The sequence below is a fragment of the Sphingomonas ginsengisoli An et al. 2013 genome (genome assembly GCF_009363895.1).
In the GTDB taxonomy this organism is placed as follows: domain Bacteria; phylum Pseudomonadota; class Alphaproteobacteria; order Sphingomonadales; family Sphingomonadaceae; genus Sphingomicrobium; species Sphingomicrobium ginsengisoli.
The window spans coordinates 1,725,331-1,738,855 of sequence record NZ_CP045434.1; the positions used below are offsets into that span (position 1 = coordinate 1,725,331).

General features: G+C 65.7%; 11 protein-coding genes. 6 read left to right on the plus strand and 5 right to left on the minus strand.

The genetic code is table 11. The annotated features are described in order from the left end of the window. Positions 1–113 precede the first annotated feature (113 nt). Both erpA and GCU42_RS08300 read right to left on the minus strand, forming a co-directional pair. Positions 114–440: an iron-sulfur cluster insertion protein ErpA gene (gene erpA / locus GCU42_RS08295; protein WP_114227076.1), complete on the minus strand. Its 327-nt coding sequence runs from the start codon at positions 438–440 to the stop codon at positions 114–116. Positions 441–477: 37 nt separating this feature from the next. After that, positions 478–1,551: a M23 family metallopeptidase gene (locus GCU42_RS08300; RefSeq protein ID WP_114227077.1), complete on the minus strand. Its 1,074-nt coding sequence runs from the start codon at positions 1,549–1,551 to the stop codon at positions 478–480. A gap of 388 nt (positions 1,552–1,939) precedes the next feature. Between GCU42_RS08300 and GCU42_RS08305 the strand changes: the two genes are divergently transcribed. The 3 genes from GCU42_RS08305 (at position 1,940) to GCU42_RS08315 (ending at position 6,317) form a co-directional block, all read left to right on the plus strand. Next, positions 1,940–3,064 carry a phosphoserine transaminase gene (locus tag GCU42_RS08305; RefSeq protein ID WP_114227078.1) on the plus strand — a complete coding sequence of 375 codons (1,125 nt, stop codon included), beginning with the start codon at positions 1,940–1,942 and terminating at the stop codon, positions 3,062–3,064. Positions 3,065–3,154: 90 nt separating this feature from the next. Continuing rightward, complete coding sequence (gene serA, locus GCU42_RS08310; RefSeq protein WP_114227079.1) at positions 3,155–4,738, plus strand: phosphoglycerate dehydrogenase; 1,584 nt, start codon at positions 3,155–3,157, stop codon at positions 4,736–4,738. Between the two features lie 553 nt (positions 4,739–5,291). Beyond that, on the plus strand, positions 5,292–6,317 hold the full coding sequence (locus GCU42_RS08315) for a sensor histidine kinase (protein ID WP_114227080.1): 1,026 nt from the start codon (positions 5,292–5,294) through the stop codon (positions 6,315–6,317). 38 nt (positions 6,318–6,355) lie between these two features. Here the strand turns inward: GCU42_RS08315 and GCU42_RS08320 are convergent, their stop codons facing one another. Continuing rightward, positions 6,356–6,706, minus strand: coding sequence for a response regulator (locus GCU42_RS08320; RefSeq protein WP_114227081.1), 351 nt, complete (start codon positions 6,704–6,706; stop codon positions 6,356–6,358). Between the two features lie 448 nt (positions 6,707–7,154). After that, on the minus strand, positions 7,155–8,015 hold the full coding sequence (ygiD, locus tag GCU42_RS08325; protein WP_114227082.1) for a 4,5-DOPA-extradiol-dioxygenase: 861 nt from the start codon (positions 8,013–8,015) through the stop codon (positions 7,155–7,157). A gap of 152 nt (positions 8,016–8,167) precedes the next feature. On the opposite strand from ygiD, the gene GCU42_RS08330 reads away from it, so the two are divergent. The 3 genes from GCU42_RS08330 (at position 8,168) to GCU42_RS08340 (ending at position 10,210) form a co-directional block, all read left to right on the plus strand. Beyond that, positions 8,168–8,665 (plus strand): PilZ domain-containing protein, encoded by a 498-nt coding sequence (locus tag GCU42_RS08330; RefSeq protein WP_152569519.1) that lies wholly within the window; start codon positions 8,168–8,170, stop codon positions 8,663–8,665. A gap of 103 nt (positions 8,666–8,768) precedes the next feature. Beyond that, positions 8,769–10,058, plus strand: a complete 1,290-nt coding sequence (locus GCU42_RS08335; RefSeq protein ID WP_114227084.1) for an adenylosuccinate synthase — start codon at positions 8,769–8,771, stop codon at positions 10,056–10,058. After that, entirely contained in the window at positions 10,058–10,210 is a 153-nt protein-coding gene (locus GCU42_RS08340; RefSeq protein WP_114227085.1) for a DUF2256 domain-containing protein, read from the plus strand. Before GCU42_RS08335 ends, GCU42_RS08340 begins: the two co-directional genes overlap by 1 nt. A 110-nt stretch (positions 10,211–10,320) precedes the next feature. On the opposite strand, the gene GCU42_RS08345 is transcribed toward GCU42_RS08340, so the two are convergent. Next, positions 10,321–13,524 (minus strand): TonB-dependent receptor domain-containing protein, encoded by a 3,204-nt coding sequence (locus GCU42_RS08345; RefSeq protein ID WP_162789182.1) that lies wholly within the window; start codon positions 13,522–13,524, stop codon positions 10,321–10,323. Position 13,525: the final 1 nt, after the last annotated feature.

Here is a 13,525-nt window from a genome sequence, read left to right on the forward strand (position 1 = left end):
AGGCTTAGCGGCGTGCGGCGTGACCGTCATGCTGAACTTGTTTCAGCACCCATGTCGCCGCGCGCACCGGGGCTGACGAGTTGGACCCCTGAAACAAGTTCAGGGTGACGGCACTAGATACTGAAGCTGCTCCCGCATCCACAGCCGCTTGCCGCGTTGGGGTTCAGGACCTTGAACGCCGACCCACCGAGGTCCTCGATGAAATCGACCTCGCTCCCATCGAGCAGGCCGAGGCTGACACTATCAACGACCAGCTTGACGCCGTCGGTCTCGGCGACCGTGTCGTCGGCGTCCTGCCCCTCGGCCAGTCCGAACTTATAGGAGAAGCCAGCGCAGCCGCCGCCGTCGACCGACAGGCGCAGCACCGCCGGCTTGCCCTGGCGCTCGGCGATCCAGGCGACGCGCTTGGCCGCGGACGGAGTGAGGGTGAGGCTGGTCACGAGCGAAAGATGGGGAGCAGGTCCGCTCCCGGCAAGCTTATTTGGCGCGGCTGGTGGCCGGGCCGCCCATCGCGACCTGATCCATCGACGCGCCGCCGCCGCCGTTGCTGCGCAGCGCCATGATGTAATCGGTCGACTTCATGAAGGGGATCGGGTTGACCGCGCGGCCATCGATCCGGACCTCGTAGTGGAGGTGGCTGCCGGTCGAGCGGCCGGTCGAGCCCATCTTGGCGATGAGGTCGCCGCGGTGAACGCGCTGGCCGTCGTGCACCAGCACCTGGCTCAAGTGGCCGTAGCGGGTCTCGATCCCGCGGCCGTGGTCGATCTTGATGAGGTTGCCGTAGCCGCCGTTGTTCCAGCCGGCGGTTTCGACGGTGCCGTCGGCGGTGGCGTAGATCGGGGTCCCGATCGGGCCGGCGAGGTCGATCCCGGCGTGCATCGCGGCGCGGCCCTGGAACGGATCGGAGCGGACGCCGTAGCTCGAGGTGAAAGCGGCCGTCTTGACCGGCTTGTCACTCGGCACCGCGAACACGCCGTCCTGCAGCGTGTCGAGCCGCTTCCAGCTGGTAAACAGTGCCTTGAAGGTCGGATCGGCCCCGCCACGCAGCGCATCGAGTGGACCGCCGCGGCCCTCGGCCCCGACCCGGGCCGGGGTCAGGCCAAGCTTCTTCAGCTCGCCGGCGGTGACCTGGTAGCGGACGTCGAGTGCCTTCGCGACGAGCGCGGCCTGCTCGGCCTGCAGCGTTTCAAGCTTGGCGAGGCGATCCTTGACCGCCGGCGCGGCATCGCGGGAGACCGCGGCGAGCAGCGCCGGGTCAACCTTGTTGCCGAGCAGCAGCGCCTCGATCACGGCCTGGCGCTGTTCGATCAGGCGGGTGCGCTGCTCCATGACCGGCGGCACCGCCGGCGCGGCCGACGCCACGACTGTCGGCTCGGCGCGCAGCATCCGCGCGGTCGCGAACGCCGACCAGCCGACCAGCAGGGCGGCGACGGCGAGCAGCAGGATCTGGAAAGGCGATGAAAGGCGGATACGGCGCAGGCGGGCCCCGTCGTGGACGAACAGATCGCGGCTGCGCAGCAGTCCGTTCGTCAGGGTCAGGGCATGCGCCATCGGCTCGTTCGCTCCACGTCTTCGCAGTAGCGGCCCACGCCAATCGAGGCGCAGACCGTTGCTGCATACCAGTGCTTCGGGAACTCCCCAGCCCCGTCGCCACGCGCCCGAATTGCCCCTCCGGGTACGTCGCTGGAGAGAAAAGACCGGGGATGGTTAAGCAATTCAACCTTTCGATCCCTGCCTTGGGACGAGCCGCGACGCTAAAGCGACGAAGCGAAGATTATTGCTGATCTTCGTTCCGGGTAGCGGTTTCATCCGCCGACTTGTCCACAGCTCACTGCCGATTCGCATGATTGGGGTTGCGCCCCCATCGCTGGCCGCTACAGCCGTCCACGGGCCACGCCGTCCCAACGCGGCGCGTGCTCTCTGCAAGGAGAGTTTGGATATGACGACCCCGCTACCCGACGTGCGTCCCGCGCGTCCGTTTTTCTCCTCTGGACCGTGCGCCAAGCCGCCCGGCTGGAACCCTGACAAACTCGCTGTTCACAGCCTCGGCCGCTCGCACCGCAGCAAGCTCGGCAAGCAGCGCCTCGGCTATTGCATCGACCTGATGCGCGAGCTTTTGCAGCTCCCCGACAGCCACCGGATCGGCATCGTCCCGGGCTCCGACACCGGCGCGTTTGAAATGGCGATGTGGACCATGCTCGGTGCGCGCGGCGTGACCACGCTCGCCTGGGAAAGCTTCGGCGAGGGTTGGGTCACCGACGCGGTCAAGCAGTTGCGGCTCGATCCGACCGTCATCCGCGCCGACTACGGCCAGCTGCCCGACCTCGGCCAGGTCGACTGGTCGACCGACGTCCTATTCACCTGGAACGGCACCACCAGCGGCGTCCGCGTGCCTGATGGCGAGTGGATCGCCGCCGATCGCGAAGGCCTCAGCTTCGCCGACGCGACCAGCGCGGTGTTCGCCTACGACCTGCCGTGGGACCGGATCGATGTCGCCACCTTCTCGTGGCAGAAGGTGCTCGGCGGCGAAGGCGCGCACGGGGTCCTGATCCTCGGCCCGCGCGCGGTCGAGCGGCTCGAGACCTACGTTCCCGCCTGGCCGCTTCCCAAGCTGTTCCGGTTGATGAGCAAGGGCAAGCTGACCGAAGGCATCTTCAAGGGCGAGACGATCAACACCCCCTCGATGCTCGCGGTCGAGGACGCAATCTTCAGCCTCGAATGGGCCAAGAGCGTCGGCGGCCTCAAGGGCATGATCGCGCGCTCGGACGCCAACGCCGCCGCGCTCGATCGCATCGTCGAACAGCGCGACTGGCTGCACCACCTCGCCGCCAACCCGGCCAGCCGCTCGAAGACCAGCGTCTGCCTGACTCTCGACGGCGCCGACGAGGCGCGGATCAAGGCGATGGCTGCGCTGCTCGAGCAGCACGACGCCGCCTACGACATTGCCGGCTACCGCGACGCCCCGCCGGGCCTGCGCATCTGGTGCGGCGCGACGGTCGACACCGCCGACATCGAAGCGCTCGGCCCCTGGCTCGACTGGGCGTGGGCCGAGACGGCCGCCTGACTTGCGTACTCCCGCGAAGGCGGGAGCCCAGTAGCTTCACATCAAACTTGGCTCTCGCCTGCGCGGGAGCACAGCCTCAGGGATCACCTAATGACCCAACCCAAAGTCCTCATCTCCGACAAGATGGACCCCAAGGCCGCCGCCATCTTCCGCGAGCGCGGCATTCAGGTCGACGAGATCACCGGCAAGACCCCCGACGAGCTCGCCGCGATCGTCGGCGACTATGACGGGCTCGCCATCCGCTCCTCGACCAAGGTCACATCCAAAATCCTCGAGGCGGCGACCAATCTCAAGGTCGTCGGACGCGCCGGCATCGGAGTCGACAATGTCGACATCCCCGCCGCCACCTCGCGCGGCGTGGTGGTGATGAACACCCCCTTCGGCAATTCGATCACCACCGCCGAACACGCCATCGCCTTGATGTTCGCGCTCGCCCGCCAGCTGCCCGAGGCCGACGCCTCGACCCAGCAGGGCAAGTGGGAAAAGAACCGCTTCATGGGGGTCGAGCTGACCGCCAAGACCTTGGGCCTGATCGGCGCGGGCAACATCGGCTCGATTGTCGCCAGCCGCGCGCTCGGCCTCAAGATGAAGGTGGTCGCCTTCGACCCCTTCCTCACCCCCGAGCGCGCGCTCGAAATGGGCGTGGAAAAGGTCGAGCTCGACGAGCTACTCCGCCGCGCCGACTTCATCACGCTCCACACCCCGCTGACCGACCAGACCCGCAACATCCTCAGCCGCGATAACTTGGCGAAGTCCAAGCCCGGCGTCCGCATCATCAACTGCGCGCGCGGCGGGCTGATCGACGAGGCCGCGCTTAAGGAAGCGCTCGACAGTGGCCAGGTCGCCGGAGCCGCCCTCGACGTCTTCGAGACCGAGCCCGCCACCGCCTCGCCGTTGTTCGGCACCCCCGGCTTCGTCTCCACCCCGCACCTCGGCGCCTCGACCAGCGAAGCGCAGGTCAACGTCGCCATCCAGGTCGCCGAGCAGATGAGCGACTTCCTGCTTGCCGGCGGGGTCACCAACGCCATCAACATGCCGAGCCTCAGCGCTGAGGAAGCGCCGCGCCTCAAGCCCTACATGGCGCTCGCCGAGAAGCTCGGCCGGCTGGTCGGCCAAGTACTCGGCGACACTGTCCGCAGCGTCGCGATCGAAGTCGAGGGCGCTGCCGCCGAATTGAATCAGAAGCCGATCACCGGCGCGGTTCTCGCCGGCCTGATGGGCACCTACAGCCAGACGGTGAACATGGTTAACGCGCCTTTCCTCGCGAAGGAGCGCGGGCTTGACGTGCGCGAGGTGCGCCACGAACGCGAGGGCGATTATCACACCCTCGTCCGGGTCACCGTCGGCACCGACAGCGGCGAGCGGACCGTCGCCGGCACCCTGTTCGGCAACAGCGGCCCGCGGCTCGTCGACATCTTCGGCGTACCGGTCGAAGCCGAGCTGGCGGGAGCGATGCTCTACATCGTCAACAGTGACGCCCCCGGCTTCATCGGCAAGCTCGGTACGACGCTGGGGTCCGCCGGCCTCAACATCGCCACCTTCAACCTCGGCCGCCGCGCCGCGGGCGGCGAAGCCGTCGCCCTGGTCGCGGTCGACGAGCCGGTGCCGGCGCCGGTCGTCAAGCAACTCTGCGCGCTCGACGGGGTGCGCGAGGTGGTGCCGCTCACATTCTGAGCGAATGTCCGCTTTCGACCCATTGCGGACATTGAACATCTTCCGCATCCTGGGCGCGTGGCCAAGGTTAACCCGTTCTCACCCGAGGCGCGCGACCCCTTCTTCGTTCCTGACCGAACGGCGGAGGTGATGACATTCACCATCGCTGCCGCTGGCACGGCCTTTGTTCTGGTCTCTCCATTCCTAATACCACTCACCTTAAGCGGTATCGCGGGTATCGCGTTTGGCGGATTGTTGACCGCATCTTTGTGGGTCCAAGGTTTCGGAGAGCGAAGGCACCGCCTCCGCCGAGCAGATAGAGTCGCAGAATTGACCGCAGGATTGCTAGCGGTTGCCGAGGACACGCAACAGTCCTGAACGTCTGCCTTCCACCCATTGCGGACATTCGGGGTGGTGAAGGCACACTCCGAACGATTTCCTGCAAGCTTTGCCCGCATAAGGTGTAAGCTGTTGTTTCCGCGTATTGGTTTCGACTCAGTCGGAGCCTGACGCACGGCGTTGCTGCCGGTCAAATCGCATTCCGCGAAGGCTCCGGTTTCCGAAGGCCTTGGCCATGGAATTGATTACGCCTCTACGCTTCGAACCTGCTGCGAGCCTTGCCCTTGCCTTGGTCGGCACATCCAGAGCGCCGCTCCTCCTGCTGGACGATCATTTCAAGGTCGTCAGCGCCAGCGTGTCCTTTTGCCGCGATTTCGATATCGACCCCCTTACGATCGAGGGTCTGAGCCTCGCGAAGGTCGGTGCGGGTGAGTGGGCAGTGCCCCAGTTACAGTCCTTGCTCCAGGCGACCCTGCTCGGGAGCGCCGGCGTCGATGCATATGAGATGGAACTGGTCCGTGACGGTCGCGACAAGGCCTGCGTCATTGTCAACGCCCAGAGGATCGACCTTGGCGATGGCCATCTTCCGCTAATTGCAATGACTGTGACCGACGTCACCGCGTCACGGCTCGCCGCACGGATCAAGGACGCGTTGGTAAGGGACAAGGAAGTGCTGCTGCGAGAATTGCAGCACCGGGTCGCGAACAGCCTTCAGATCATCGCTAGCGTGCTCATGCAAAGCGCTCGCCGTGTGCAATCGGACGAAACCCGCAACCACCTCTACAGCGCGCACAATCGCGTCATGTCAGTCGCGACCCTCCAGAGGCAGCTGGCGATTTCGAGCGATGACCAGGTGAAGCTGCGCGACTATCTGAAGGAACTGTGTTCCAGCATCGGCGCCTCGATGATTGACGATTCGCAACGCGTCCGCCTTACCGCCACCGCCGACGACAGCGAAACGGCCGCGAACGTTTCAGTCAGTCTCGGACTGATCGTCACCGAACTCGTCATCAATGCGCTCAAGCATGCCTTTCCCGGAGCCGACCAGAAGGGTGCGATCACGGTCGATTACGCGAGGGCGGGCGACGGCTGGATCCTCAACGTCGACGATGACGGCGTCGGGCTCGAAGCGGGCGAAGGCCAAGGCAAGCCGGGCCTCGGAAGCGGGATTGTCGATGCGCTGGCAAAGCAGCTTGGCGCGACCGTCTCGACCAGTGACAGAAACCCAGGAACGAGGGTTTCGGTCGTCGCGCCCAAGTGACGCCGGACCTCGGATGCCCGTCCCGGATTTCGGCTCGCCTAGACGGGGTGAGCCATCGCTGTTTCGACCGCCTTTACCAGCGTCTCTAGGCGGAATGGTTTTACTACAAGCGGATAGAGCGGCATCTTGCTCCGCACTTCGTCGGGGGTCCCCGTGATGAAGACCACTGGAATATCCGGGCCCGAGCATATGACGTTCACGGCGTCGATACCCGTCCCTGTTTCCAGTTCGACATCGGCCGTGATCAATTGCGGGCAGGTCTTCACGGCAAAGGCCATTGCGGCCTCGCTGGACTGAGCCACGTCGAAACTGTCGAATCCAAGATCCGACAGTATGGTTTCGATTGTGAAGGCAATCGCGGGTTCGTTTTCAATGATGAGCGCGTGCATAGGCTCTTTTCGGAGCGGGGAAGCACCATGTCTCTCGGGAGCCGAGAACTTAGGGGTCTACCGTGGCTTGGAACGACATGGTCACATTGTCGACATAGCTCATAGCGAAGTGGAGATGGGCTTTGTTCCTAACTCTGCTTTCCTCCATTGGGCGCCGCTCTTCCGAATGTCCGCTTTCCACCCATAGCGGACATTCACTCATCTCTTGAACAATAGGATTTGACCTGCTTGCCTACAGCAGCGGTTCGCCCACGTCTTTGACAATCGAGCAGGCATCGCGCGATCGCGAGGTGATCGCGCCGAAGGGGCAAAGGGTCACAGCAGGGAAACATGGAAACTTCGGCGTCGGGACTTGCCGATGGCGGAAATCTCGCGAATTCCATCAAGCGCTCGGACCCCGGGTAAGGGCCGCACCAAGGAAACTTTGTAATTCTGCCGATCGTCAGCGTCAGATGTTACTTTGGCCTGCCGGTACGCTCGCAGGGATGCCGGCCGCGCCATCGGCGTCGACCGGGCATTCGTCGACCACGCCCACCCCGAAGCAGGTCATCGACAGCGAGCCCATCGCGTAGCCGTGGACGAGCGCGCGGGCGCCCTCGCCCGCCGCGGCGGCAAGGCCGGCGGTGTAGAGCAGCGGCACGAAATGGTCGGGGGTCGGCACCGCCCGGGCGTAATCGGGATGGTCGACCAGCTTCAGCACCGCGCCGGGATCGTCGCGCAGCTGCTGCTCGGCCGCCTCGTCGAACCGCCGATTCCAGTCGAACGCAGTGTCGGGCTCGCGCCACTGCACCTCGCGCAGATTGTGGACCACATTGCCGCTCGCCAGGATCATCACGCCGCGCTCGCGAAGGGCCGCCAGCTTGGCGCCCAACTCGACATGATAGTCGAGCGGCTTGAGCGCGTTGATCGACAGCTGGACGACCGGGATGTCGGCCTTGGGATAGAGGTGGGCGAGCACGCTCCACGTCCCGTGGTCGAGGCCCCACTGGTCCTGGTCGAGCCCGACCCAGGTCGGCTTGACCTCTTCGGCCACCTCCGCCGCCAGCTCGGGCAGGCCGGGCGCGGGATAGTCGAACGCGTTGAGCGCCGGCGGAAAGCCATAGAAATCGTGGATCGTCCGCGGCCGCGCCATCGCGGTCACCGCGGTCGCCCCGATGTACCAGTGCGCCGATACCACCAGGACCGCGCGCGGCCGCGGCAGATCGCGCCCCATGCCGGCCCACGCCCTGGTGAAGTCGTTCTGCTCGAGCGTATTCATCGGGCTGCCGTGGCCGATGAACAGGGCGGGCATGGGGGCGGCGGTCGGCATGGCGGCTCCTGTCGGCGAGTTGCGCGACGCTAGCACGTTCGCGCGCCCGCCTCACTTCCGTTGACCGATTTCCCGGTCCGCCGCCGCGGCGTGCTTGACCATCTGTTAACTTGTTCACGGCACGGTCGGCGCAACAGGGACGAGGCCTCTTGATGTCGACCGCCGTACAAACCGCGCTGCCACTCGGGAATGAGAACCGCCGCTACGCTTCGCGGCGCGCGCTGCGGCTCGGTGCGACCCTTGCCGACCGGGGCGTCGAGGTGACGATTCACGATCTCTCCCCGACCGGCTTGCTGATCGAAACCGCCGAGCGGCTGGCGCCCGGCGAGACGCTGTTCGTCGACCTGCCCGAGCGCGGCCCAACCGCGGCCAGCGTCGCCTGGCACAGCGGACGTTTCTACGGCTGCGAATTTGAGCTGAGCATTCCCGCCGCCGCAGTCAGCGCCGCGCTGCTGCGCAGCCCCGCTGCCAAGCCGGCCGCCACCGACGACGGTTTCGACATCACCCGCCTGCAGGAACTTGCCGCGCAGGTCGAAGCCTATGCGCCCGAAGACGACCGCTATGCGCTGCGCACCCGCGGCACCGTGCTGATCGCCCTCATGGTCGTCAGCTGGAGCGCGATCCTGTGGACGGTGTCGCTGGCGTTCTAGCCAACCGCCATATCCTTTAGAGCATCGCCAGAAACTGGACCTTCCGCGCGCGCTCGCCTAGGCGCCTTGCCATCCATCATCGGCAGTTTGGAAGGACCGGCGCGTGGGCAACGTCACCGTCATCGGCGGGCAGTGGGGCGACGAGGGCAAGGGCAAGATCGTCGACTGGCTCGCCAGCCGCGCCGACCTCGTGGTGCGCTTCCAGGGCGGCCATAACGCCGGCCACACCCTGGTCGTCGGCGGCAACGTCTACAAATTGTCGCTGCTTCCTTCGGGCATCGTTCGCGGCACCCCGTCGATCATCGGCAATGGCGTCGTGCTCGATCCATGGGCGCTGCGCGACGAGGTCGAGCGGATCCGCGCGCAGGGCGTGGCGGTCACCCCCGACATTCTCCGCCTGGCCGAGACCTGCCCGCTGATCCTGCCGATCCACCGCGATCTCGACGCGCTGCGCGAGGATGCCAGCGGGGCCTCGAAAATCGGCACGACCCGCCGCGGGATCGGGCCCGCCTATGAGGACAAGGTCGGCCGCCGTGCGATCCGGGTCTGCGACCTCGCCCACCTCGGTGAGCTCGATCCTTTGCTCGATCGCCTGTGCGCGCATCATGACGCGCTGCGCGCCGGCTTCGGGCAGCCGCCGGTCGACCGCGCCCAGCTCAAGGCCGACCTCGCCGAGATCGCCGACTTCGTGCTGCCCTTCGCCCGCCCGGTGTGGGTCGACCTCGACGAAGCACGCGGCCGCGGCCGCCGTATCCTGTTCGAGGGCGCGCAGGGGGTGCTCCTCGACGTCGACCACGGCACCTACCCGTTCGTCACCTCGTCCAACACCGTCGCCGGGACTACCGGCAGCGGCAGCGGGACGGGACCGTCGGCGGCGGGGTTCGTCCTCGGCATCGTCAAGGCCTACACCACCCGCGTCGGCGCCGGACCCTTCCCGACCGAACTCCACGACGAGGTTGGCGAGCGCATCGGCGAGCGCGGCCGCGAATTCGGAACGGTCACCGGCCGCCGCCGTCGCTGCGGCTGGTTCGACAGCGTGCTGGTCCGCCAGGCAGTGGCGGTGAGCGGGATCACCGGCGTCGCCTTGACCAAGTTGGACGTGCTCGACGGACTCGACACCATCCGCATCTGCACTGGCTACCGGATCGACGGGCGCGACTTCAGCTATCTGCCGCCCCACGCTGCCGACCAGGCGCGGGTCGAGCCGGTCTATGAAGACATCCCCGGCTGGAGCGAGAGCACCGCCGGCGCCCGCAGCTGGGCCGAACTACCCGCCCAGGCGATCAAATACATCCGACGGGTTGAGGAGCTGATCCGCTGCCCGGTCGCGCTGGTCTCGACCAGCCCCGAGCGCGACGACACCATTCTGGTCCGGGACCCCTTTGCCGGCTGATGACGAAGATGGTTCGCAAGGGCGACTTGCCGACCAAGGTCTGCGCCGCCTGCCAGCGACCGTTCGCCTGGCGCAAGAAATGGGCGCGCGACTGGGAGCAGGTGAAATATTGCTCGGATCGTTGCCGTTCGGCGACCGCGCCCAAATCCTGACGGGCCACGAGTACCACTAAAAAGGGGCGGGCCCGCGCGGCCCCGCCCCAGTTGGTCTCGTTTGAGAGGGATCAGCAGTCGGCCGAAGCCCCCGCTGATCCCCGCAAATCCTAGAAGTGCACCGCCGCGCCGACGCGATAGTAGCGGCCCAGGATGCCTTGGAAGTAGGTCGAAGTGCCCCCGCTCGCCGGGTACGGATAGGGCGGCTTGACGTCGAACAGGTTGTCGACACTGCCCCGGAAGGTGAAGCGCGTCCCGACATTGTAGGCCAGCGACAGGTTCGTGAAGATGAACGGTCGCACCGTCGAAACCGAGTAGAAATCGGCGCTCGCATTCGGATCGATCTTAGCCTTGCCGACGTAATTGAACTGCAGTTGGCCGCTAAATGCTCGGGTGTCGTAGCTTAGCCCGAGGATACCCTTGTGGCGGCTGTAGCCGACCGAATCGTCGATGATGGTCGGCGCGTCGCCGGCATTGGCCTGGTTGGTCAGCGTATCGAGATACTGGTAGCTCACATTGACCCCGACCCGGCTGCCCGCCCCCAGGAAGGGCGTCGGGCGGCGATAGTCGATGCTGGCGATCACGCCCTTGTAACGCAGCTGCGCCGAGTTGAAGTAGCTCGTCCCGACGCTGTTAAGCTGGCCACTCGCGTCTCGGCTGAGCAGGGCGCAGAACGGATTATTGGGATAGGTCGTCGAGTCGTAGCAGGCTGCCACCACCTGACTGTTGGAGAACTGGCTGATGGCATTCTTCAGCTTGACGCTGACATAGTCCACCGTGGCGTTGAACCCCGGCAGGAAGCGCGGGGTGATCACCGCGCCGGCCGTGATGCTATCCGACTTTTCGTTGGTCAGGTCGGGGTTGCCGAAGGTGAAAGTCGGGAACGACCGCTGGTTGGACAGCGAGCGGAAGTTCGCCGGCAGCCCGGCGGCGGTGCAGTTGGCGGCGCGGGTCGTCGGATCCGGGCCCTGGTTGCGCAGGGTCTGGTCGCAGACGTCGGTTGCAAAACCAAACGCGCTCGACCGCGGGTTAAACGCTTCGGTCACCGAAGGCGCACGCACCGCGCGGGTGTAGGCGCCGCGGAAGGCGATATCCCGGATGGGGGCATAGCGGATCTGGCCGGTGTAGGTCGGATCGCTGCCCGCGAGCGAGTTCCAGATGTAGCGGCCGGCCGTCTGTACCGTCAGGGCGTAGACGCCCGGAACGTGGTTGGCCGGCGAGATGATGTCGGCCTTGAGCTCTCCGAAGATCTCGTTGGTGTGATACTTACCGAATACCGGATCGATCGGCACCGAGCGGCCGTAACTGCCGCGCTGCGACGAATCGCCCGTACCCGAACCGTAATAGAAGACGCCCGGATCGAAGCTCGAGCTTTCCTGGCGATGTTCGAACCCGGCCGCGAAGCCGAGGTCGCCGCCGGGCAACGAGAACAGCCCACCCGAGATCGACGCCACGAAGTCGAGCTGCTTGTTGAGGTTGCGCGGGGTGGCGATGGTGGTGATGTAATCCTTGACCGCCTGGCTGTTCTGCTGGCCGAATGGATTGAACGGCACGCAGGTCCCGCTGATCGTAGCAACCGGCGAGTTGGCGTAGGGCGCGCAGACGATGTTGCCATTGGCGTCGACCGTCGAGTTGAGCGCGTTGAGGAAATTCTGCTGGTTGAGTTCGGGATTGCGGCTGTTCACCGTCGCCCGGCCGTAGTTAGCGAACGCCTCGAACTTCCACGGCTTGGCGGCGAGGACGTGCAGGTCGCCATCGATGCCGCCGACCACGCGAAACACCTGACTCTTGCCGACCGACACGCCCGACGACAGGTCGGTGCTGGCCCGGCTCAGGTAGAAATAGTCCTGATTGTCGACGATGCCGAGGTTCTGATCCGAAAACTCATTGTTGGCGATCGAGTTGGCGATTGCCGTCCGGGCCGCCGCCGACAGAAACGGGTTGCTGAGCGGAATGATGAGGTTGCCGTCGCGGGTGCCCGCGGCATCGAATAGGCCAGTATTGTAAACCGGCTGCGCGGCAAGGTTCTTGCCCTTGCTGACGCTGTACCAACCCTCGCCGAACAAGCGAATGTTGTCGGTCAGCTGATACGACAGCTCGGTGTTGATGTTGTAGCGCTTGAGGTCGGTCAGCAGATTCGACACTGACTGCAACGAAAAGCCGTTGCCGCCGCTGGTAAAGACGTTGAAGCCGTCGTCCGGGCCGATCACGCCGCCGAAGTCGATCGGGATGAGGTTACCATTGCTGTCGAAGCGCACCGACTGGCCGGCCGCGTTGCGGACGTTGAAGTCGCCGCCAACGAGCGTGGCGACTTGCGGGCTTAGCGGGAAGTCGAGCCCGAACGGTCCCCCGCCGACCACGGGCGCGCCGTTGGGATCGACCGAGGTGATGCGGAAGTCGTTGTAGATTACCTGCGGACCGGTGCCGCTGCGCGACTGGTCGAAGCGGTTGTCGAGCGCCGTCACCCCGCGGTCGGTAGCGAGCAACCCTTTCGAGACGTTATACTCGCCCGCCACTGTGATGTTGCCGCGGCCGTTCCCGAAGTTCTGACCGGCCAGGAAGCGGATGCGATAATCTGGGGCGTCGCCGCGCTGCGAAATGCCCGACTGCGCGTCGATGTCGAGGCCCTGATAGTTCTTCTTGAGGATGATGTTGATGGTACCCGCGATCGCATCCGAACCATAGATCGGCGCGCCGATGGCGGCGACTGTCTCAACCCGATCGATCAGCTTGGTCGGAATGACGTTCAGGTCGACCTGGCTGCCGCCGGCGCCCGTGGGACCGAAGATCGATGACGTGTTTGACGACACGAAGCGGCGGCCGTTGACCAGCGTCAGGGTGCGTTGCGAGCCGAGGCCGAGGAAGTCGACGAAGCTTTGCCCGGCGCCAAAGCCCGACTGACTCGCACCAACCGGCGAAGCGCCCGGGACGCCGAAGGTCGGCAGTTCATTGAGCGCCTGCGCCACGGTCTGGTAGCCGCGGGCGTCGAGTTGTTTGGAATCGATCACTTCGATCGGCGAGGCCGTCTCGATGCCCCGCCGTGCGATGCGCGAGCCGGTGACGACCACGTCGTCGTTGGCGACTGTACCATTTTCCGGCGGCCTGGTGACAGTGCTCGTCGCCGGAGCAGTTCCGGCGCCTTGGCTGTCGGTGCCGCCCGGGGGGCAGGACACGCCGGGGGCCGGAATAGACCCGTCGGGGCAGCGGTCGCTGGTGCTCTGCGGACTGGCGGTCTGGGCGAACGCGGGCGCGGCTGCGAGGGTCGCGACTACCGATATTGAGGAGAACAGCAGCTGGCGGGCCGAAAGGGTCAAA